18 protein-coding genes are annotated in these 21100 nt (G+C 68.1%); 8 read left to right on the forward strand and 10 right to left on the reverse strand.

The genetic code is table 11. The features are described from left to right. Positions 1-114 precede the first annotated feature (114 nt). Genes RMCB_RS26040 through RMCB_RS26050 form a run of 3 tightly spaced genes read left to right on the forward strand, consistent with a single transcriptional unit; the run spans position 115 to position 2963 of the window. Positions 115-1167: a proteasome assembly chaperone family protein gene (locus RMCB_RS26040; protein WP_062831068.1), complete on the forward strand. Its 1053-nt coding sequence runs from the start codon at positions 115-117 to the stop codon at positions 1165-1167. A gap of 36 nt (positions 1168-1203) precedes the next feature. After that, a complete protein-coding gene (locus RMCB_RS26045; RefSeq protein ID WP_029370151.1) occupies positions 1204-2226 on the forward strand; it encodes an alpha/beta fold hydrolase in 1023 nt (340 codons plus the stop codon). 50 nt (positions 2227-2276) lie between these two features. Continuing rightward, positions 2277-2963: a PhzF family protein gene (locus tag RMCB_RS26050; protein WP_062831069.1), complete on the forward strand. Its 687-nt coding sequence runs from the start codon at positions 2277-2279 to the stop codon at positions 2961-2963. Positions 2964-2968: 5 nt separating this feature from the next. On the opposite strand, the gene nrdR is transcribed toward RMCB_RS26050, so the two are convergent. Further along, entirely contained in the window at positions 2969-3421 is a 453-nt protein-coding gene (nrdR, locus tag RMCB_RS26055; RefSeq protein ID WP_029370149.1) for a transcriptional regulator NrdR, read from the reverse strand. A gap of 160 nt (positions 3422-3581) precedes the next feature. Next, positions 3582-4064, reverse strand: coding sequence for a LysM peptidoglycan-binding domain-containing protein (locus RMCB_RS26060; protein WP_234792249.1), 483 nt, complete (start codon positions 4062-4064; stop codon positions 3582-3584). 232 nt (positions 4065-4296) lie between these two features. Between RMCB_RS26060 and lexA the strand changes: the two genes are divergently transcribed. Further along, complete coding sequence (lexA, locus tag RMCB_RS26065) at positions 4297-5007, forward strand: transcriptional repressor LexA (protein ID WP_029370148.1); 711 nt, start codon at positions 4297-4299, stop codon at positions 5005-5007. A gap of 19 nt (positions 5008-5026) precedes the next feature. On the opposite strand, the gene RMCB_RS26070 is transcribed toward lexA, so the two are convergent. Next, positions 5027-7267: an LGFP repeat-containing protein gene (locus tag RMCB_RS26070; RefSeq protein ID WP_062831070.1), complete on the reverse strand. Its 2241-nt coding sequence runs from the start codon at positions 7265-7267 to the stop codon at positions 5027-5029. Positions 7268-7435: 168 nt separating this feature from the next. Beyond that, positions 7436-8596, reverse strand: coding sequence for an acyl-CoA dehydrogenase family protein (locus RMCB_RS26075; protein WP_062831071.1), 1161 nt, complete (start codon positions 8594-8596; stop codon positions 7436-7438). A gap of 101 nt (positions 8597-8697) precedes the next feature. Here RMCB_RS26075 and RMCB_RS26080 point away from each other — a divergent pair, with 101 nt between their 5' ends. Together RMCB_RS26080 and RMCB_RS26085 are read left to right on the forward strand one after the other, a co-directional pair. After that, positions 8698-10992: a molybdopterin guanine dinucleotide-containing S/N-oxide reductase gene (locus tag RMCB_RS26080; RefSeq protein WP_062831072.1), complete on the forward strand. Its 2295-nt coding sequence runs from the start codon at positions 8698-8700 to the stop codon at positions 10990-10992. 105 nt (positions 10993-11097) lie between these two features. Beyond that, on the forward strand, positions 11098-12570 hold the full coding sequence (locus RMCB_RS26085; RefSeq protein ID WP_062831073.1) for a PE-PPE domain-containing protein: 1473 nt from the start codon (positions 11098-11100) through the stop codon (positions 12568-12570). Positions 12571-12636: 66 nt separating this feature from the next. Here RMCB_RS26085 and hflX read toward each other — a convergent pair whose 3' ends face one another. Genes hflX through RMCB_RS26105 form a run of 4 tightly spaced genes read right to left on the reverse strand, consistent with a single transcriptional unit; the run spans position 12637 to position 16542 of the window. Next, the gene (gene hflX, locus RMCB_RS26090; RefSeq protein WP_062831074.1) at positions 12637-14037 is read right to left on the reverse strand and encodes a GTPase HflX; all 1401 of its coding nucleotides are present in this window, start codon (positions 14035-14037) and stop codon (positions 12637-12639) included. A gap of 45 nt (positions 14038-14082) precedes the next feature. Then, complete coding sequence (gene dapF, locus RMCB_RS26095; protein WP_062831134.1) at positions 14083-14949, reverse strand: diaminopimelate epimerase; 867 nt, start codon at positions 14947-14949, stop codon at positions 14083-14085. 4 nt (positions 14950-14953) lie between these two features. After that, positions 14954-15859 (reverse strand): tRNA (adenosine(37)-N6)-dimethylallyltransferase MiaA, encoded by a 906-nt coding sequence (gene miaA / locus RMCB_RS26100; RefSeq protein WP_062831133.1) that lies wholly within the window; start codon positions 15857-15859, stop codon positions 14954-14956. Next, entirely contained in the window at positions 15856-16542 is a 687-nt protein-coding gene (locus tag RMCB_RS26105; RefSeq protein ID WP_062831132.1) for a class III extradiol ring-cleavage dioxygenase family protein, read from the reverse strand. The genes miaA and RMCB_RS26105 overlap by 4 nt, the downstream gene beginning before the upstream one ends. A gap of 231 nt (positions 16543-16773) precedes the next feature. On the opposite strand from RMCB_RS26105, the gene RMCB_RS26110 reads away from it, so the two are divergent. Further along, a complete protein-coding gene (locus RMCB_RS26110; RefSeq protein WP_072278546.1) occupies positions 16774-18096 on the forward strand; it encodes a DUF349 domain-containing protein in 1323 nt (440 codons plus the stop codon). Positions 18097-18125: 29 nt separating this feature from the next. Here RMCB_RS26110 and RMCB_RS26115 read toward each other — a convergent pair whose 3' ends face one another. Both RMCB_RS26115 and miaB read right to left on the reverse strand, forming a co-directional pair. After that, on the reverse strand, positions 18126-18722 hold the full coding sequence (locus tag RMCB_RS26115) for an Rv2732c family membrane protein (protein WP_062831075.1): 597 nt from the start codon (positions 18720-18722) through the stop codon (positions 18126-18128). Then, positions 18710-20290: a tRNA (N6-isopentenyl adenosine(37)-C2)-methylthiotransferase MiaB gene (gene miaB / locus RMCB_RS26120; RefSeq protein ID WP_062831076.1), complete on the reverse strand. Its 1581-nt coding sequence runs from the start codon at positions 20288-20290 to the stop codon at positions 18710-18712. The genes RMCB_RS26115 and miaB overlap by 13 nt, the downstream gene beginning before the upstream one ends. Before the next feature lie 81 nt (positions 20291-20371). Here miaB and RMCB_RS26125 point away from each other — a divergent pair, with 81 nt between their 5' ends. Continuing rightward, a complete protein-coding gene (locus tag RMCB_RS26125; RefSeq protein ID WP_165606329.1) occupies positions 20372-21100 on the forward strand; it encodes an amino acid ABC transporter ATP-binding protein in 729 nt (242 codons plus the stop codon).

Genomic DNA, 21100 nt, shown 5'->3' on the forward strand with positions numbered 1-21100 from the left:
TTCCACATGCGGGGCATAACGCGCCGCACGATGGGAATGCGCGACACTATATGGCACAGCACGAGGGTTCGGCACGATCTGGACCAGGGCGTGCAGTGACAAGGAGACGGAGTGATGGCCGACAGTAGCGAGCACCCTGAGCACCACTACCAGCCCGATCAGAGCGGGATGTACGAGCTGGAGTTTCCCGCGCCGCAGTTGTCTGCGTCCGACGGGCGCGGACCGGTGATGATCCACGCCCTCGAAGGGTTCTCGGACGCCGGCCACGCGATCCGGCTGGCGGCCGAGCACCTCAAGAACAGCCTCGACACCGAACTGGTCGCCTCGTTCGCCATCGACGAACTCCTCGACTACCGGTCGCGGCGGCCGTTGATGACGTTCAAGACCGACCACTTCACCGGCTACGAGGACCCCGAGCTCAACCTGTACGCCCTGCATGACAGTGTCGGCACCCCGTTCCTGCTGCTCGCAGGCATGGAGCCGGACCTGCGCTGGGAACGGTTCATCACTGCCGTCCGGCTGCTCGCCGAGCGGCTCGGTGTGCGGCAGACCATCGGACTCGGCACCATCCCGATGGCGGTGCCGCACACCCGGCCGGTAACCCTCACTGCGCACGCGAACAACAAGGAGCTCATCTCCGAGCACACCCCCTGGGTCGGCGAGGTGCAGGTACCTGCCAGCGTGTCCAACCTGCTGGAGTTCCGGATGGCTCAGCACGGTCACGAGGTGGTCGGCTTCACCGTCCATGTTCCGCACTACCTGGCCCAGACGGCATACCCGCCCGCCGCGGAGGCGCTGCTGGCCGAGGTGGCACGGACAGGTTCGCTGCAGTTGCCGCTGGCCGCACTGTCCGAGGCCGGCGCCGAGGTGTACGGAAAGATCAACGAGCAGGTAGAGGCCAGCGCCGAGGTGGCCCAAGTGGTGGCGGCGCTGGAGCAACAGTACGATGCGTTCGTTGCCGCACAGGAGAATCGGTCTCTGCTGGCACGGGACGACGAACTGCCCAGCGGCGACGAGTTGGGCGCGGAGTTCGAACGATTCCTCGCCCAGCAGGCCGGTGACAAATTCAAGGACGACAAGTACAAAGACGACAGATATCGAGACGACCTGTACCGCGACGACAGACGCCCGGACGACCCCGACGACACAGACCCTGACCACCCATAGGAGCCCGCACCAGGGCCGACAGCGAGGTTGGCGAACATGACGGAGCGAAAGCCCAATCTGCGATCGGTCAGGGAGGTCACGCCGGCACTCGAGTTCCGCACCGTCCACGGGTACCGGCGGGCGTACCGGGTGGCCGGATCGGGACCGGCGATCCTGTTGATCCACGGCATCGGTGACAACTCGACCACCTGGCAGACCGTGCAGACCGCACTGGCTCAGCGGTTCACTGTGATCGCCCCCGATCTGCTCGGCCACGGCCGATCCGACAAACCGCGGGCGGACTACTCGGTTGCCGCGTACGCCAACGGCATGCGGGATCTGCTCAGCGTTCTCGACATCGACCGCGTCACCGTCATCGGGCACTCCTTGGGTGGCGGCGTGGCCATGCAGTTCGCTTATCAATTCCCGCAATTGGTCGACCGCCTGGTTCTCGTCGGTGCCGGCGGGGTGACCAAAGACGTCAACGTCGCACTGCGAATCGCTTCACTGCCCATGGGCAGTGAGGCTCTCGCCTTGCTGCGACTGCCCCTGGTCCTGCCCGCGCTGCAGATCATCGGCCGGGCCGCGGGGGCGGTATTCGGCTCCACCGGCGTCGGCCGGGACATCCCGGACATGCTGCGCATCCTCGCCGATCTGCCCGAGCCCACCGCGTCGTCGGCGTTCGCCCGCACGCTGCGTGCCGTGGTGGACTGGCGCGGCCAGGTCGTCACCATGCTGGACCGCTGTTATCTGACCGAATCCGTTCCGGTGCAACTCATCTGGGGTGCTTCGGACTCGGTGATCCCGGTCAGTCATGCGCTCATGGCACACGCGGCTATGCCCGGTTCCCAGCTCGAGATCTTCGAGGGGTCCGGGCATTTTCCGTTCCACGACGATCCCGACCGCTTCGTCGAGGTCGTCGAACGGTTCATCGATTCGACCGAGCCTGCGGTCTACGACCAGGAAATGCTGCGCAACCTGCTGCGCGCCGGGATCAGCGAGGCCACCATCTCCGGGCCACTGGACACCCAGGTCGCGGTGCTCGACGCGATGGGCGCCGACGAACGCAGCGCCACCTAGCCCGGTCCCCGGCTCAAGCCACCGACGATCGGCGCACGTAGCATCGGCTTATGGCCATTGATGTGACCGTGTTGCGTGTGTTCACCGATTCCGACGGCAAGTTCGGCAACCCGCTGGGCGTGGTCGACAACAGCACCGTGGACCCGGCCGACCGGCAGCGCATCGCCACCGAATTGGGTTACAGCGAAACCATTTTCATCGATGTACCACCGCCCGGCGGCACATCGGCACAGGCCCGGATCTACACGCCGGCATCCGAGCTGGCATTCGCGGGCCACCCGACCGTCGGCGCATCGTGGTGGCTGCGCGACACCGGGAAACCGGTCAAGACCCTGCACGTGCCCGCAGGCATTGTTCAGGTCGAGTACGACGGCGACCTGGCTGCGGTGAGCGCGCGTTCCGAATGGGCTCCCGAGTTCGTCATCCACGATCTGTCGTCGACCGAGGAACTGATGGCCGCCCAACCGGACGACTTCTCCGACGACGTCGAGACCTACCTGTGGACGTGGATCGACCAGGATCAGGGCGTCATACGGTCACGGATGTTCGCTCCGCACCTGGGCATCCCCGAGGATGAGGCCACCGGGGCCGCAGCCGTGCGGATGACCGACTATCTCAGCCGCGATCTGACGATCATCCAGGGCAAGGGGTCGGTCATCGAGACGCTATGGAGCCCGGAGGGCTGGGTTCGGGTTGCAGGCCGCGTCGCCAACGACGGCAGCACCCAGCTGGACTAGGGCGGTCAGCCTGACCGGTGGGCGCGCAGCGCCTCGATCTCCCGCTCGAAGTCATCGGCCGACGTGAACGACCGGTATACCGAGGCGAACCGCAGGTAGGCGACCTCGTCGAGTTCACGCAACGGCCCGAGGATCGCCAGGCCCACCTCGTGACTGGGAATCTCGGGCGTGCCCAGGCTCCGCACCGCATCCTCGACCTTCTGCGCCAGCAGGTTCAGCGCATCGTCGTCGACCTGCCGGCCCTGGCAGGCGCGCCGCACACCCCGCACGACCTTCTCCCGGCTGAACGGCTCTGTGACGCCACTTCGCTTGACGACGGCCAGCACGGCGGTCTCGACCGTGGTGAATCGGCGGCCACATTCGGGGCACGAGCGTCGGCGCCGGATTGCCTGCCCCTCGTCGGTCTCTCTCGAATCGACCACCCGGGAATCGGGATGGCGGCAGAAGGGACAGTGCATCACCGCTCCTTCGTCATTCCGCCAGACCACAAGTTCGAGCGCCCTTGAGCCTACCTGCGCCGCCGGCGGTACGGTCCACGCCGGGTCCCATGGCACGTACGTCGTCGGACATCCGGCGGGTGCCGTTGCACACCAAGCCGTTTCACGCCTCATGGCACGGTCAGCCGACCGGTGCGATCAGTGTCTGACCCGCATCCACCGCGACCGACTTCAGCTGGTTCAGGTCGCGGATCTGCTGCACAACCTCGGCGACCGGCGCATCGGGGGCCACCCGCCGGGCCACCTGCTGCAGCGACTCGCCGCTGCGCACCTGCACGACGGCCAGTTCGTCGGGTGTCGGCGCGGCGGTCCCGACCACCCCACCCAACTGCGCCACCAGGCCCAGCCACACCGTGATCGCCGCGGCGACCAGCGCCAACAGGACCGTGGTGACCGGGGTGATGGGCTTGCGGCGGTGCGACGCCCGCGACATCAGCACGCCGGTGCCGCGGTAGCGGAGTGGGGCGCCAGCCGGACGCATCGGAGCCGGCCGGTACACCGACCGCGGACGGCGCGCGGGGCGGGCGTCGCGCTGGGGCACCGGAGCGGGCCGGCTCGCCAACACAGCTGCGCGGCTCTCGGCGGGGATGTGGAGGATGGCCATCTGACTGCCTTTCGGTCCGGGCGATTCGCTTCTGTGTTCGAATATAATCGATCAGGTGTTCGAACGATAGAACGTGTGATCGAACTGTTGCCAAACGATAGACCGGGGTACCGACAAGTTCGGTCGGCACGAAGCGCGCCGCCCTTCGAGACGTCGACCGACACCCAATCCGAGCCGACACACCTCGAACACATGTTTGATCAATGGGCGTTCAGCGACTAGATTCGGCGCCATGAGCGACGAGAGCACCGACATTCCTGCTCCTCACGACGGCACCGGTCGGCTCCGCAGTCCAGACAGCAGCCTCACCGAACGGCAGCGGACCATCCTCGAGGTGATCCGGGCGTCGGTCACCAGTCGCGGCTATCCGCCGAGCATCCGCGAGATCGGCGATGCGGTCGGCCTGACCTCGACATCCTCAGTCGCACATCAATTGCGCACGCTGGAGCGCAAGGGCTACCTGCGCCGTGACCCCAACCGGCCGCGTGCCGTCGACGTGCGGGCGGCCGACGATCCTGTGGTGACGCCGCTGGTGACCACCGACGTGGCAGGCTCCGACGCGCTACCCGAGCCCACGTTCGTCCCCGTGCTCGGTCGCATCGCCGCGGGTGGCCCGATCCTGGCCGAGCAAGCGGTCGAAGACGTGTTCCCGCTCCCCCGCGAGCTCGTGGGCGAAGGTTCGCTGTTCTTGCTCAAGGTGGTCGGCGACTCCATGGTCGATGCCGCGATCTGCGACGGCGACTGGGTGGTCGTACGGCAGCAGAACGTCGCCGACAACGGCGACATCGTGGCGGCGATGATCGACGGTGAAGCGACGGTCAAGACGTTCAAGCGGACCCGCGGCCAGGTGTGGCTCATGCCGCACAATCCCGCCTACGATCCGATCCCGGGCAACGACGCCGCCGTGCTCGGCAAGGTCGTCACCGTCATCCGCAAGATCTAGATCGCGTTCGAGGCGGTTCTCACTCGGCGCGGACGAATCCGTTCGTCCGGGCGAACTCTTCGCTGGCGAACCAGATTTCGGCGACCGCGTCGTCGTACTGACGGCTGTCGGGAGACCAGTACATGCCCGACTTGGTGTCCGCCTTGATCGGGTAGCCCTGGGGTGCCCGCTGCGGATCGTCCAGCGGCAGATGTAGCGCCGTGGCACTGGGCACCGGCTCGTCCAGTTCGATCGCCGCATGCCGCCCACTGTGGGTCTCGGCTTCAGGATCCGTCCGCGGCATCAGCGTCGGGATGGGCGTGGGCGCGGTGTCGACGTTGTCGGTGTCGAAGTCGGGATCCAGCGGCGCCGCGGCGTGATCGCGCGGCTCCGCCGCGGCGTGGTCGCGTGGCTCCTCCGCGACATCGGCGGCGGCATCGGTGTCGTCCTGCTCGTCGAGGTCGTCCTCGTCGTTGTCGTGGCCGCTGAGCAGCTCGACCGCTTCTTCCGGTGGTTCGTCGTCGTCGACGTCGCCGATGGGGTCGACCGCGGCATGGGGAGCCCACTGGCTCACGGGCATCGCGATGTCCGTCGGATCGTCGTACGGCGAGGCCGCCGGGGTGTAGGACGCCGCAGGCGGTGCGGACTCATAGGCCCCCGCGAAGCGCGCGGTTCCCGCCTCGGCGGCCCCGTATGCGGCCGGTTCGAACGGGTTCGAATCGTCGGCGTGCTGCACCGGCGCCCGGGCCTCGTCGTAGTCGTGAGCCTCGTATCGGCCCTGCTGATAGCCGGGCTCGTCGTAGTGGCCGTCGTCGTGCGGTCCGTCATCGTCGTGCCCGTCGTCATAGTGGGCATCGTCGTAGTCGGAGCCGTAGTGATCGTCATCGTCGAATGCGTCGTGGTCGAAGTCGTCGTCGGCCCGACCCCGACGGCGGTGCCACAGCGCGGCGCCGACGATCAGCCCGGCCAACAGCACGACCGGCACCACCGCGAGCAGCCACCACCAGTTCCAGTGCCACGCGAACGGCTTGCCCGGCTCCGACGGCGACGCCTGCGGGGTGCCGTGAGGCTGCCCGGCGTCCAGCCCGGGGATCTCGAGACCGGCCAGCGACGACGCCAGATTGGGCGGCTCGGTGGTGAAGGTGTTGTCCGAGCGGTCCCAGGAGATCGCTCCCCCGCTGAACTTCTGGGTGATCACGCTGCCGTTCTCGGTCTGGTCCGACATCGGCGCGCCCAGGTCACCATGTGCGCCGCCGAGCTTCTGCCATGCCGCGTTCATGGCGCCGCGCACGATCGCCGCGCCATAGTCCGGCGTCAGGAAGATGACGGGCTTGTCGGACGCCGCGAAGCTCACAATCCGGCTGTTCTGCGCGAACCCGCCGTCGGTTTCGCTGCTGGTCGGGAAACCGAGGTCACCCTCGGGGCCGCCGACGCTCTGGTACTTCTCCAGCAGCTGGCCGCTGATCGCGGCGGCGCCGGTGGCGGGTGTGTAGAAGATCGCGCCGTGCGCATACTTCTGCCCGACACCGTCGGCACCGATCGGGTACTGATCGCCGTCCTTGGCGCCCAGTGGCCCCATGTCGCCGCCCGCCGCACGGTGGGCCGCGCTGATGGCGGTGGTCGGGTCGTCGGCGACCGTCAGGCCGCTGAGTTGGTCGGCAAGGTCAGGCGGATCGGTGGTGAACTCCTTGGACTTGGGATTCCAGGACAGCTCGCCGCCGGTGAACTTCTGCGAGACGACGTCGCCGCGGTAGGCCTCGTCCTCCGACGGGACGCCCAGCACCCCGGCGGATCCGCCCAGCTTGTCCCAGCCCGCGTTGATCGCGCCGCGAACCACGTGTGCCCCGGTCGTCGGAGTCCAGAAGATCACCGGTTTGTCGGATGCGCTGAAGGTCGAATTGCGGCTGTCCGGCGCGCGTCCGGCGCCTTCGTCGATGGTCGGGAATCCGAGATCGCTGTCGGCGGGGCCGCCCAGCGCCTCGTATTTCTCCAGGATGGCGCCTGTCACGTAGTGCGCGCCCGTCGCGGGCGTGAAGAAGATCTTCCCGGTCGCGAAGTTCTGCCCGAATCCCGAGCCGGTGGCATACACGTCACCGTTGCGGGCACCCAGCGGTCCGCCATCCCCGCCGCTGGCATCCCAGGCCGCGGAGATGGCGGCACCGGCATCGGACTCGGGGCTCGCCGCCGCCACCGGTGCAAACAGGCCGGCGACGGCCACCGCAAACAGACCGGCCGTCACCCGCCGAACGGTCCCGTTCAGCCTTGCTCCCGGCCTCGTCATGCATCCTCCCCGCTGTTCGGCAAAGTTCCGAAGAATGTATCCCGCCCGACAACTCTGCTTTAGTCGACGGCGATAACCAAGGAACATCGCCGATCACAGGGCAAAAAACCCTGCAATTCAACCGTCCGGCCGGCCGCGCACCGGCGTTTTGGCACCGTCCTGGCCGGGTCAGACCCCCAGACTACGGCCGATGATCTCCTTCATGATCTCGGTGGTGCCGCCGTAGATGGTCTGCACGCGGGCATCCAGGTAAGCGCGGGCGATCGGGTATTCCCGCATGTATCCATAGCCTCCGTGCAGCTGAAGACACCGGTCGATGAGGTTGACCTGCTTCTCGGTCGAGTACCACTTGGCCATGGCGGCCTGTTCGACAGACAACTTCTCGTCGAGGTGCAGCCGCACGAATTCGTCGACCATCATCCGCACCACGGTGGCCTCGGTGGCCAGTTCGGCCAGCAGGAAGCGGCTGTTCTGGAAACTGCCGATGGGCTTGCCGAACGCCTTGCGCTCCTTGGCGTACTGCAGCGTCTGTTCGAGCACCGTCTCCATGGCCGCGGCAGCCATGATCGCGATCGAGATGCGCTCCTGCGGCAGGTTCTGCATCAGGTAGACGAAGCCCTGGCCTTCTTCGCCGAGCAGATTCTCAACCGGGACCTTGACATCGGTGAACGACAGCTCGGCGGTGTCCTGGGCTTCCAGGCCGATCTTGTCGAGGTGGCGGCCGCGTTCGAAACCCTCCATGCCGCGTTCGACGACCAGCAGCGAGAAGCCCAGCGCGCCCTTCTCGGGATCGGTCTGGGCCACGACGATCACGAGATCGGAGTGGATGCCGTTGGTGATGAAGGTCTTCGAGCCGTTGAGAATGTAGTGGTCGCCCTCGCGCACGGCGCGGGTCTTGATGCCCTGAAGGTCACTGCCGGTGCCCGGTTCGGTCATTGCGATCGCGGTGATGATTTCTCCGGTGCAGAATTTCGGCAGCCACCGCTGCTTCTGCTCCTCGTTGGCCAGCCGCAGCAGGTACGGCGCCACCACGTCGTTGTGCAGCCCGAAACCGATACCGCTGTAGCGGCCCGCGACCGTCTCCTCGGTGATGATCGTGTTGTAGCGGAAGTCGCCGTTGCCGCCACCGCCGTACTCCTCGGGCACGGCCATGCCGAGAAACCCCTGCTTACCGGCCTCCAGCCAGACCCCGCGGTCGACGATCTTGTCCTTCTCCCACTGGTCGTGGTACGGCGCGACGTGCCGTTCCAGGAAAGCCCGGTAAGACTCGCGGAAGAGTTCATGCTCAGGTTCGAACAGAGTGCGCTCGTACTTCACAACACCGCTCATGGTGTGACCTCCGGTACTGGGTTTCGACTTGGGGCCAACTTATACCAACCGGATGGTTGGGTACATCCGAGGTGTCCGCGTTACGCCGTAGACTGGCCGTCGTGCCGGCGTCCCCGACCAGCCTCACGCACTGGGGTGCGTTCACCGCGCGAGTCGACGCCGGAGACATTGCATCTGTCACGCCGTTGGCCGGCGACACCGACCCCTCCCCGCTGCTCGGCAACCTGCCCGGCGCCGTCCGGCACCGGTCACGCATCGCCGGCCCGGCGGTGCGGCGCGGCTGGCTCCGTGACGGCCCCGGCCCCAGCAGCTGGCGTGGCGCCGACGAGTTCGTCGCAGTGTCCTGGGACGAACTGACCGAACTGCTGGCCGACGAACTGCGCCGGGTCGTCGACACCCACGGGAATGAGGCCATCTACGCCGGCTCCTACGGGTGGGCCAGCGCCGGGCGGTTCCACCATGCTCAGAGCCAGGTGCACCGCTTCCTCAAGATGCTCGGCGGCTACACGTCCTCGCGGAACTCCTACAGCCTGGGCGCCACCGCGGTGATCATGCCGCGCGTGGTCGGCACCCACGATGACCTGTTCAAGCGATCCACCGATTGGGACGTCATCGTCGCCCACACGGATCTGCTCGTCAGCTTCGGCGGCCTCGCGTTGAAGAACACCGGCATCAATCACGGCGGTACCACCGCGCATCCCGCCCGCGATGCACTGCGCCGGTTGCGCGACCGGGGCGGGCGCATCGTGTCGTTCAGTCCGCTGCGCGACGACGTCGACGGTGACTGCGAGTGGCACGCGCCCGTTCCTGGCACCGACGTGGCCGTCATGCTCGGACTCGCCCACGTGCTGGCCACCGAGGGATTGGCCGACCGCGCATTCCTGGACACCTATTGCACCGGCTACGAGCGGTTCGAGCGCTATCTGCTCGGCCACGACGACGGCATCGCGAAGTCGCCGCAGTGGGCGGAGCAGATCAGCGGGATCACGGCCGACGAGCTGACGGCGCTGGCCCGCCGCATGGCCGCCGGGCGCACCATGGTCACCGTCAGTTGGTCTCTGCAACGGATCCGCCACGGCGAGCAGGCTCCGTGGATGGGGCTGACGCTCGCCGCGATGCTGGGCCAGATCGGGGTGCCCGGCGGCGGATTCGGCCACGGCTACGGGTCGATGAACGAACCCGGGCTGCCGCCGCTGCGCTGCCGGCTGCCGGTGCTCCCGCAGGGCCCCAACCCGGTGCAGACATTCATCCCGGTGGCCGCCGTCAGCGACATGCTGCTGCATCCCGGCGAGCAGTTCGATTACAACGGTCAGCGGCTGACCTATCCGGACATCAAATGTGTGTATTGGGCCGGCGGCAATCCGTTCCACCACCACCAGAACATCCCGCGGCTGCGGCGGGCGCTGGCTCGGGTCGACACCGTGGTGGTGCACGACCCGTACTGGACCGCCATGGCCAAACATGCCGACATCGTCGTGCCGTCGACCACGGCCTACGAGCGCGAGGACTACTCGGGTTCCCGCAACGATCCGCTGCTCGTGACCATGCCCCAGCTCGTCGAGCCCTATGCGCAGTCCCGCGACGACTACACCACCTTCGCCGCACTCGCCGACGCGCTGGGCTTCGGAGCACAGTTCACCGAGGGTCGCACCGCCCGGCAATGGCTCGTGCACATGTACGAAAAATGGTCTGCCGGACTCGATTTCGACGTTCCCACGTTCGACGAATTCTGGACGGCCGGCCAGCTACGGTTGCCCACCGAACCGGGGCTGACGCTGCTGGGCGACTATCGCGCCGATCCGCAGGCCCACCGCCTCGGTACGCCGAGTGGCCGCATCGAGATCTTCTCCGAGACCATCGACGGGTTCGGCTATGCCGACTGCGTCGGACATCCGGCGTGGTACGAACCGGCCGAATGGCTCGGCGGCGAGCGCGCGCGGAGCTATCCTCTGCATCTGCTAGCCAACCAGCCCTCGACCCGGCTGCACAGCCAGCTGGACGGCGGCGCCACCAGCCAGGGTTCGAAAGTTCAAGGGCGCGAACCGATCCGGATGCACCCGGACGACGCGGCACGGCGCGGACTGGTCGACGGTGACATCGTGCGAGTGTTCAACGACCGCGGAGCCTGCCTGGCCGGACTCGTCGTCGACGACCGGCTGCGACGAGATGTCGTGCAGTTGTCGACCGGCGCCTGGTTCGACCCGGCCGACCCTGCCGACCCGGATTCGATGTGCGTGCACGGTAATCCGAACGTGCTGACCGACGATGTCGGGACATCGTCGCTGGCCCGCGGCTGCACCGGTGCCCACGTGCTGGTCGAGGTGGAGAAGTTCGACGGGCCGTTGCCGCCGTTGCGGGCCCATGAACCGCCCGTGATCCGCACCTCGTCCGACTGAGATCGACGCGCCCGAGCAGTTCGCTCGATTCGCATGTGACCGTTGCGTGACGATGCAAAGATCCCCTGAGCGCTGACGTCGGCGTCAGCGAAAGGAGGAGGCCGCATGCGAATCTCAGCCCGCTCGATGGTCCGCACCATGCTGGTGGCCGGCGTGGCGATGTCCGGTTCCGCGGTCATCGGGGTGACGACGACGCTGGCGGCCGAGGTCGCACTGAATGCGGCGGTGACGCCGTTGATCGTGCCGGGCACGGGAACGCCGAACCCGGCGGATTCCAACAACTACATGGCCAATGCCGTCGGTTACTACGTCGAGCCGGGCGGGACCTGCGGTACGGACGGCTGCGCCACACCCGTACCGGTGCCCTACATCGCCCAGTTCTGGCCGTTCCCGTTCGCCGGGTGGGGCGGGCTGCAGGGTGCGAAATGGAACGTTTCGGTGGCCAGCGGGGTGACGAGCCTGACCAGCCAACTCGTCGGGCCCAACAATCCCACCGACGATCATCCGGTCATCGTCTTCGGCTACTCGCAGGGCGCGACGGTCGCCAGCATCGTGAAGGGCCAGCTGGCCGATCTGCCCGCCGACCAGAAGAACGACCTGACGTTCGTGCTGATCGGCAACCCCAACCGGCCGAACGGCGGGCTGTTCGAACGGCTCGCGATCCTGGGCACCGTGCCGGTCCTCGACGCGACGTTCGGTCAGCCGACGCCGACCGACACCGGCATCACCACCTACGACATCGCGCTGCAGTACGACGGTGTCTCGGATGCGCCGTCCTGGGTGCTCAACCCACTGGCCATGGCCAACGCCGTCGCCGGGTTCGAGTACGTCCACGGCACCTATCTCGCGCCCGACGGCACCGACCCGGCATCGGCCACCCCCTACGGCTACACACCCGAGCAGGTCCAGGCCGCTGTGGACAACGCCAAGACCGACTGCAGCGCGGCGACGCACTGCCAGAAGGAGGGCGACACCTACTACATCACCCTGCCGGCCAAGTACCTGCCGATCATGCAGCCCGCGCTCGACCTCGGTGCGGCGACGGGCACGTCGGCGCTCGTGGTGCCCGTCGTCAACCTGATCTCGCCGACCGTGCAGACCCTCATCGAAACCGGTTACGACAGAACCAATTACGGCACTCCCACCCCGTTCCAACTCGTCCCGCGGGTCAACCCGGTCACGTTGGCGAGTGATCTCATCAACGACATACCCGAAGGGATCACCGCCGCGAGCCAACCGGGACTGGCGCCGTTGCCCGGCTGGACCGACCCGACCCAGAGCGCCACCACCGCGACGATCGCGACCGACCCGACGCCCGCTCCGGTGACCTCCGCCGACACCCCGGACGTCCAGAAAGTCGCCGCCACGCCCTCGCCGCGGCTGAGCAGTGTGGTCAAGCCGGCATCAGCGAGCCAAACCGATCGCCCCTCGCCGCGAAAGACGTTGGGCCTCAACGGACATCCCGTCCGTGATCTGGCGAAGTCGATCGGCAGCACGGTGCGCAAGGCCCTCGGGCAGGACACCGCCAAGGCCACCGACAAGAGCAGCGACACCAAGACGTCGAAACCCGCCGCCTGACCCTGGCGAGCAGACACGCCGGTACCCGTCAACCGGCGTGTCGCGTACCGCGGCGTCTGCTCGCGGTCAGAAGGTGGCGAACTCGCCGAGGCTCGCCGCCAGCGGGACGGGCACGCGGGCTTTGATCCTGGTGCCATCGGCGCCGTGTTCGGTGGCGTCGATGCGGCCTTCGGCGTGCAGTTTGGCCACGAGATCGCCCCGCTCGTACGGGATGGTCACATCGACCATGGTGTCGGTGGGTTCGACCAGCTCCCCCATCCGCTGCCGCAGCCGGTCCAGCCCGTCACCGGAGTGCGCCGAGACGAACACCGCGTCGGGCAGCGCCCGCCGCAGCTGCGCCAGCGCCAGGTCGCCGGTGGCGTCGATCTTGTTGACCACCAACAGTTCCGGCGCCCGACGACCGTCGTGCTCGGCGATCACCTCGCCGATCACCTGCCGCACCGCGCTGATCTGAGCCAGCGGGTTGGCGTCGGAGCCGTCGACGACGTGCACGAGCAGATCGGCGTCCACGACCTCTTCGAGGGTCGACCGGAACGCCTCCACCAACTGCGTGGGCAGGTGCCGCACGAACCCGACGGTGTCGGTCAGCACGAACGGCCGCCCATCGTCGAATTCCCCACGGCGCGAAGTGGGTTCGAGCGTCGCGAACAACGCGTTCTCCACCAGCACCCCGGCCCCGGTCAGGGCGTTGAGCAGGCTCGACTTACCGGCGTTGGTATAGCCGACGATCGCCACCGACGCGACATCGGAGGTCAGCCTGCGACTGCGCTGGGTGTCCCGGACCTTCTTCATGTCGCGGATTTCGCGGCGCAGCTTGGACATGCGCTCGCGGATCCGCCGACGGTCGGTCTCGATCTTGGTCTCGCCCGGACCACGGGTGCCGACGCCGCCGCCCGCGCCGCCGGCTCGACCACCCGCCTGCCGGGACATCGACTCGCCCCAACCGCGCAGTCGCGGGAGCATGTACTCCATCTGGGCCAGCGACACCTGCGCTTTGCCCTCGCGGCTCGTCGCGTGCTGGGCGAAAATGTCCAGGATCAGCGCGGTGCGGTCGATGACCTTGACCTTGACCACCTTTTCCAGGGAGTTCAGCTGCGCCGGGGAGAGTTCGCCGTCGCAGATCACGGTGTCGGCCCCCGTGGCCACGACGACCTCGCGCAGTTCGGCAGCCTTGCCGGAGCCGATGTAGGTGGACGGGTCAGGCTTGTCGCGGCGCTGGATGAGGCCTTCGAGAACCTCTGAGCCCGCGGTCTCGGCGAGGGCCGCGAGCTCGGCCAGGCTGGCGTCGGCGTCGGCCGAGGAGCCGTCGGTCCACACGCCGACCAGGACCACTCTTTCCAGCCGGAGCTGGCGGTATTCGACCTCGGAGACGTCGGTCAGTTCTGTGGATAGCCCGGCGACGCGGCGCAGTGAGGCGCGATCCTGGAGGGCGAGTTCGCCGGTGCTGGGTGTCTGTGGGTACGTCATATGTACTTCCAGATTGTCACGCCGCCCACCGCGTGCGCATCCCAATTACGCGTGTGCAGTGTTCCACCACACCTCGGACAGTTCACCGCGCGCCACCAGCACCGACGGACCCCGCAGGTAGCTGGTGGATTCGGTGACGGTCACCGACACCTGGCCGCCGGGTATCCGTACCTGCAGGGTCCCGGTGTCGGCACCCTGGTGTGCCAGGGCGGCCACGGTTGCGGCGACGGTCCCGGTGCCACACGAGCGGGTCTCGCCGACACCACGTTCGTGCACCCGCATGCTCACCGCACCGTCGACCGGCGCGGTCACGATCTCGACGTTGACACCGTCGGGGAACAGCTCTGCGTCGAAGGACACCGGCGCGCCCACGTCCAGGGCTGCCAGCTCGGCACGGTCGATTCCCACGCAGGCCAGATGCGGATTCCCCACGTCGACCGCCAGGCCGGAGAAGCTGCGGCCGCCGACAACGGCCGAGCCGGTGCCGAACCGGTTGGCCTTGCCCATCTCGACGGTGACCTCGGCGGTGTCGGCATCGGCATGGTGCAGCACCACCGGGCGCGGCCCCGCCAGCGAGCCGACCACGAACTCGTCGGCGGTCTCCAGGCCGGAGGCCTTCAGGTAGTGCGCGAACACGCGTACCCCGTTGCCGCACATCTGCGCGATGGACCCGTCGGCGTTGCGGTAGTCCATGTACCAGTCGCCGGCCGCGACGCCGTCGGGCAGGCGCTCGAACACCCCGGCTGCCAGGGCCGCACCAGCCCTGGTCACCCGCAGTACGCCGTCGGCGCCCAGGCCGCGTCGGCGGTCGCACAACGCGGCCACCGCAGCCGGTTGCAGCGACAGCTGCGCGTCGAGGTCGGGCAGCACCACGAAGTCGTTTTGGGTGCCATGGCCCTTCGCGAAAATCACCTGATCAGGATACGTGCCGCCAGATCCGCTCGGCGTCATCGACCGTCTCGTCGGAGGCCCCGTCCAGCCACGCCACCCGATGATCCCGGCGGAACCAGGACCGCTGGCGACGCACGTAGCGTCGGGTGCCGATGAACGTCGGCTCTTGAGCGGCCGCGCCGTCGCCGCCGGCGTCGAGGTCGGCCAGCACCTGCGCGTACCCCAGCGCCCGGGCGGCCGTCACGCCGTCGCGCAAACCCTGCTCGCGCAGCGCCAGCACTTCGGCGACCAGACCCTCGGCGAACATCTTCTCGGTACGTTGCGCCAGCCGCTCGTCGAGAACCCCTGTGTCCCAGTCCAATCCGACGATCGCAGTGTCCCAGCGGGGTGTCCCGATGCGCGGTGCCGACGCCGCGAACGGCTGCCCGGTCAGCTCGACCACCTCCAGCGCCCGCACGATACGTCTGCCGTCGGTGGGCAGTATCGACGCGCCTGCCGCGGGATCGACAGCGGTGAGCTCGGCGTGCAGGGCCGCCACCCCGATCTCGGCCAGCCGCTCCTCCCATCGCGCCCGCACCGCCGGGTCGGTGGCGGGAAACTCCCACTCGTCGAGCAGCGACTGGATGTACAGCATCGAACCGCCCACGATGACGGGTACCGCGCCGCGCGCCGCGATGGCTTCGACGTCGGCCGCCGCGGCCTGCTGGTAGCGGGCGACGGTGGCGGTCTCGGTCACGTCGAGCACGTCGAGCTGGTGATGCGGGATGCCACGGCGTTCGGCGACGGTCAGCTTGGCGGTGCCGATGTCCATGCCGCGGTAGAGCTGCATGGCGTCGGCGTTCACGATCTCGCCGCCGAGCCGTTCGGCCAGGGCCAGCGCCAGCGCGGATTTGCCGGTTCCGGTCGGCCCGATGACCGCGATGGGCCTCACGGGTGCCACACCCCGGCGAAGTACCCGACGCCGTAGGGCGCGCCGCGGTAGAGCTCCCGCGCCTGCGCGGGTGCGGGCTCGGTGAGCCCGGCCAGTACCTGATAGGCAACCCGGCTCACGACCGAATCGGGCAGCTCGAGCAGGCCTGCGGCATCGCCTGCGGCCAGCGCATCGTCGAGGGCGGACTGGATCGCGCCGGATTCCGGGTCGTAGCCGCCCGGCGCGCCCGCGGTGAGGGTGTGTGCGCCGTCGGCGACGACCAGCACCCCGACCGGGTCGGCCGTGTCGTCGATCAGCACCCGCAGCGCGCGCCCGCGGGCCTGCGCGGCGTCAGCCGAATGGGAGTCGGCGTACACGCGCACCTCGGTGACGGCCCCCGGATTGACCTCTCCCCTGATCCAGCCTGCGACGAGCGCGCTGAGCGGCAGTTCGACGGGCGTGTGCGGGCCACCGGGTCCCAGCGCTACCGCCACGTCCACGCCATATCCGGCGAACGTCCCGGCTGCCTGCGATCCGACGACGGTGTCGGTGTCGCCGACACCGACAACCACCCAGCGTGCGGGCAGCGTCTGCGCCGCGGCGACGACGGCGGCACGCAGGTCGGCCAGTTCGGCGGCGGCCGCACCCATGAGCTCGGGCACCAGGACAGGTGCCGACGGAACGATCGCGATGGCGCTCAGCACCACACCAAACTAGTGCGCGGTGACCAGCGCACCGGCCTGCAGGGCGGACCATCGGTCCTAGTCACCCGGTGTCCACAGGCCTCAGCACCGAGTTTGTCAGGCCATTGACCCGAAAGGCATGGGCAGGACACAAGCCGACCTGCTTGAATAGCGTTCGAAACTGACAGCTATCGGGCGCCGCGTCGCGCGGCAGATGCGCGGGTAGACCGCGGGGAAGTACGAGGAGCCGATATGACAACCAGCCAGCCTGGCGAGCACACGCCCAAGCCCAGCCCCCGACCCGGGCCACCGCGCCCCGTCCCCCATCCCACCCCCGCCGCCGCACCGGTCGTTCCCGTGGCACCGGCAAGCGATCCGCACCGGTTCGGCCGCGTGGATGACGACGGCACGGTCTGGCTCATCACCGGCTCCGGCGAACGCGTCATCGGATCCTGGCAGGCAGGCGACAACGAGTCGGCCTTCGCGCATTTCGGCCGCCGCTTCGACGATCTGCACACCGAGGTGGCGCTGCTGGAACACCGGCTGTCCTCCGGCACGGGCGACGCCCGCAAGATCAAATCCGCCGCGGCCTCCCTCGCTGAAACCCTGCCCACCGCAGCGGTTCTCGGCGACGTCGATGCCCTGAGCGCCCGGCTGACGGCCATCCTCGACCAGGCTGACTCGGCCGCGGCGACCGAACGCGCGCAGCGTGACGAGCATCGCGCCGCGCAGACCGCGCGCAAGGAGGCCCTGGCTGCCGAGGCCGAGGACCTGGCTGCCAACGCCACCCAGTGGAAGGCCGCGGGCGATCGGCTTCGCGAGATTCTCGACGAGTGGCGCTCGATCACCGGGCTGGACCGCAAGGTCGACGACGCGTTGTGGAAGCGCTACTCGGCGGCACGCGAGACGTTCAACCGCAGGCGCGGCTCGCATTTCGCCGAGCTCGACCGCGGCCGGGCCAGCGCCCGGCAGGCCAAGGAGGAGCTGTGCGAGAAGGCCGAGCAGTTGGCCGACTCCACCGACTGGGGTGCCACCGGCGCGGCGTTCCGAGACTTGCTCAACCAGTGGAAGTCTGTCGGCCGTGCGGCCAAGGACGTCGACGACGCGTTGTGGCAGCGGTTCAAGGCGGCCCAGGACGTGTTCTTCTCGGCGCGCAACGCCGCCCATGCCGAGCGTGACGCCGAATTGGAAGCCAACGCCGTGGCCAAGGAAGCGTTGCTGGCCGAGGCCGAGAAGCTCGACACGTCCGACCTGGATGCCGCCCGGGCAGCGCTGCGCACGATCGGCGACAAGTGGGACGCGATCGGCAAGGTGCCCCGCGAACGCAGTGCCGAGCTGGAACGCCGGTTGCGGGTGATCGAGAAGAAGATCCGCGATGCCCCGACCGGCGGCGTCGATCCGGAGGCCCAGGCCCGCGCCGACCAGTTCCGTAGCCGCGTCGAGCAGTTCGAGAAGCAGGCGCAGAAGGCCGAGGCCGCGGGCCGGACCAAGGAGGCCGAGGCGGCCCGCGCCAGTGCCGAGCAGTGGCGTCAGTGGGCCGACGCCGCGGCGGAGTCGCTGGGCAAACGCAGGTAGGCCAGGAAGATCCCGACCCGGTTACGCCGTCAGGCTTCCGGGTTGTCGGGGTCGGTGGGCTTGGTGTCCTTGATGTCGTCGAGCAGGCCACGCTGGTGTTGCTTGGCGGCCGCCCGGCGGCGTTCTTCCTCGGCGGCCAGCTGGACCGCCGTGCGCGACCACACCACGCGGGCCCAGTGGAAGGTCAGCACGATCACCGCGATCCACGCGATGATCAGCCCGACGCCGGGGCCGGGATGGTGCACAGCGGTCTGCCGTGACCACACCGCCAGCATGCCGGTGGCACTGGCCACCGCTGACCCGGCGAGCGCCACCCACGCCAGGGCCCAACGCCGCGTCAACAGCGCCAGCGTCGAGAAACCCACGGCGAAGACCAGCGCCATCCAGGTGAACACCCGCGACGGCAGCGAGATGCCGTCGGCAACGGCCGTGGCGTCGCCGACCAGCACGTCGAAACCCTTGCTCGACCCGGTATGAGGCAGCACGAAGGACAGCAGCACGACGAACACCAGGATCGCCACCACCACCGCCCGGCTGCCGGGATCGAATTCCCGGGCCATCTTGCGTTCGACGGCGTCGAGGTCACCCTTGAACTGGTCGAAGTGCTCGTCGGTCAACAGCTGCATCCTCCCGATGGGGGTTGGACAGGCGGTGCGCCGACGCGGGGCAAACCCAGGCCGACGCCGGTACGCGGCCGCTGCCCCGCCGCATGGGCATCCCCGGCGCGGGTGCGCCGATGCTGCGTCACAGGCGCGTCGGCGATCAAATGGTGTGGGGCGGCCGCGGTCACCGTCGTGGTGACGATGTCGCCGGGCCGGATCTCGTCGGGCGCGATGCCGACGGGTGTGAAATGCACCAGCCGGCCGTCCCTGGCCCGTCCCGACATCCGCGCGGTCGCGGCGTCTTTGCGGCCTTCGCCGGTGGCAACCAACAGTTCGACGGTGCGACCCACCTGAGCTTGGTTGTCCTGCAGCGAAATTCGCTCCTGCAGTTCGATCAGGCGTTGATAGCGCTCGGTCACAACCTGTTTGGGAAGCTGGTCGGCCATGGTGGCGGCCGGGGTGCCGGGCCGGATCGAGTACTGGAAGGTGAAAGCGCTTGCGAACCGCGCCCGCTCGACGACGTCGAGGGTGGCCTGGAAGTCCTCCTCGGTCTCCCCCGGGAACCCGACGATGATGTCGGTGGTGATCGCCGCGTGCGGGATCGCGGCACGCACCTTGTCGATGATGCCGAGGTAGCGCTCGGCCCGATAGGAGCGGCGCATCGCCTTGAGGATGCGGTCCGAACCCGACTGCAACGGCATGTGCAGCGTCGGGCACACGTTCGGCGTCTGGGCCATCGCCTCGATGACGTCGTCGGTGAACTCGGCCGGGTGCGGCGAGGTGAACCGGACCCGCTCCAGGCCGTCGATGTTTCCACAGGCCCGCAACAGTTTCGAGAACGCGGTGCGATCACGCGAGATGTCACCCCAGTGGGCCGGGTCCTCGCGCAAGTGCTCGTCCGCAACGAACGACACGCCGTAGGCGTTGACATTCTGGCCCAGCAGCGTGATTTCGAGCACACCCTGGTCGACGAGCGACTGCACCTCGGCCAGGATGTCGCCCGGCCTGCGGTCAACCTCTTTGCCCCGCAACGCGGGCACGATGCAGAAGGTGCAGGTGTTGTTACACCCCACCGAGATGGAAACCCATGCCGCATACGCCGATTCGCGGGCCGCCGGCAAGGTCGACGGGAATTCCTGGAGTGCTTCGACGATCTCGACCTGGGCTTCGCGGTTGTGCCGGGCACGTTCGAGCAGTGTCGGCAGTGAGCCGATGTTGTGGGTGCCGAAGACCACATCGACCCACGGCGCCTTCTTCAGCACCGCGTCGCGGTCCTTCTGCGCCAGGCAACCACCGACCGCGATCTGCATGTTCGGGTCGGACTGCTTGCGCGGAGCCAGGTGACTCAGGTTTCCGTACAGCTTGTTGTCGGCGTTCTCCCGCACCGCACATGTGTTGAACACGACGATGTCTGCCTCGGCGCCGTCGGCCGCACGCCGGTAACCAGCCGATTCGAGCAGACCCGACAGTCGTTCCGAATCGTGCACATTCATCTGGCAGCCGTACGTACGGACCTGGTAGGTACGCACGTCCGACTCCCCCTCATGGGGTGTCTGAGCGCCGCGCGCCACCGTGGAAGTCACGACGAACATGTTACGGGGACGCAGATACGCCCCAAGCTGAGCGTTCCCTGGGTAGGGTCTGCACCCATGGCCACCGCGACCTCGGTCCCGATGATCTCGATCCAGGGCGTCAACAAACATTTCGGCGCCCTCCACGTCCTCAAGGACATCAACCTCGAAGTGCAGCGCGGACAAGTCGTCGTCGTGCTGGGTCCCTCGGGCTCCGGCAAGTCGACGCTGTGCCGCACCATCAACCGGCTCGAACCCATCGACACCGGAACCATCACCATCGACGGCGACCCGCTTCCCGCCGAGGGCCGCAAGCTGGCCCAGCTGCGCGCCGACGTCGGCATGGTGTTCCAGTCGTTCAACTTGTTCGCGCACAAGACGATCCTCGAGAACGTCACGCTCGCACCCATGAAGGTGCGCAAGGCCGACAAGGAGAAGACGCGCAAGGAGGCGATGACCCTGCTGGAACGGGTCGGCGTCGCCAGTCAGGCCGACAAGTACCCGGCCCAGCTGTCCGGCGGCCAGCAGCAACGCGTGGCGATCGCCCGCTCGCTGGCCATGCATCCGAAGGTGATGTTGTTCGACGAGCCGACCAGCGCGCTGGATCCGGAGATGATCAACGAAGTGCTCGCCGTGATGACGGACCTGGCAGGCGAAGGCATGACCATGGTGGTGGTCACCCACGAGATGGGCTTCGCCCGCCGCGCGTCACACCGGGTGGTGTTCATGGCCGACGGCGCGGTCGTCGAGGACGCGGCACCCGAGGAGTTCTTCACCAATCCGAAGTCCGACCGGGCCAAGGACTTCCTCGGCAAGATCCTCGACCACTGA

Origin of the sequence: Mycolicibacterium brisbanense (genome assembly GCF_001570425.1) — a bacterium.
Classification (GTDB): domain Bacteria; phylum Actinomycetota; class Actinomycetes; order Mycobacteriales; family Mycobacteriaceae; genus Mycobacterium; species Mycobacterium brisbanense.

Bases quoted from the DNA above. Each gene is read 5' to 3' on its own strand.
- RMCB_RS26085 (WP_062831073.1), top strand. From the start codon at position 11,098: ATGCGAATCTCAGCCCGCTCGATGGTCCGCACCATGCTGGTGGCCGGC.
- miaB (WP_062831076.1), bottom strand. From the start codon at position 20,290: ATGTTCGTCGTGACTTCCACGGTGGCGCGCGGCGCTCAGACACCCCAT.
- RMCB_RS26050 (WP_062831069.1), top strand. From the start codon at position 2,277: ATGGCCATTGATGTGACCGTGTTGCGTGTGTTCACCGATTCCGACGGC.
- RMCB_RS26110 (WP_072278546.1), top strand. From the start codon at position 16,774: ATGACAACCAGCCAGCCTGGCGAGCACACGCCCAAGCCCAGCCCCCGA.
- RMCB_RS26060 (WP_234792249.1), bottom strand. From the start codon at position 4,064: ATGGCCATCCTCCACATCCCCGCCGAGAGCCGCGCAGCTGTGTTGGCG.
- RMCB_RS26045 (WP_029370151.1), top strand. From the start codon at position 1,204: ATGACGGAGCGAAAGCCCAATCTGCGATCGGTCAGGGAGGTCACGCCG.
- hflX (WP_062831074.1), bottom strand. From the start codon at position 14,037: ATGACGTACCCACAGACACCCAGCACCGGCGAACTCGCCCTCCAGGAT.
- RMCB_RS26075 (WP_062831071.1), bottom strand. From the start codon at position 8,596: ATGAGCGGTGTTGTGAAGTACGAGCGCACTCTGTTCGAACCTGAGCAT.
- RMCB_RS26115 (WP_062831075.1), bottom strand. From the start codon at position 18,722: ATGCAGCTGTTGACCGACGAGCACTTCGACCAGTTCAAGGGTGACCTC.
- RMCB_RS26040 (WP_062831068.1), top strand. From the start codon at position 115: ATGGCCGACAGTAGCGAGCACCCTGAGCACCACTACCAGCCCGATCAG.
- RMCB_RS26125 (WP_165606329.1), top strand. From the start codon at position 20,372: ATGATCTCGATCCAGGGCGTCAACAAACATTTCGGCGCCCTCCACGTC.
- nrdR (WP_029370149.1), bottom strand. From the start codon at position 3,421: ATGCACTGTCCCTTCTGCCGCCATCCCGATTCCCGGGTGGTCGATTCG.
- RMCB_RS26070 (WP_062831070.1), bottom strand. From the start codon at position 7,267: ATGACGAGGCCGGGAGCAAGGCTGAACGGGACCGTTCGGCGGGTGACG.
- lexA (WP_029370148.1), top strand. From the start codon at position 4,297: ATGAGCGACGAGAGCACCGACATTCCTGCTCCTCACGACGGCACCGGT.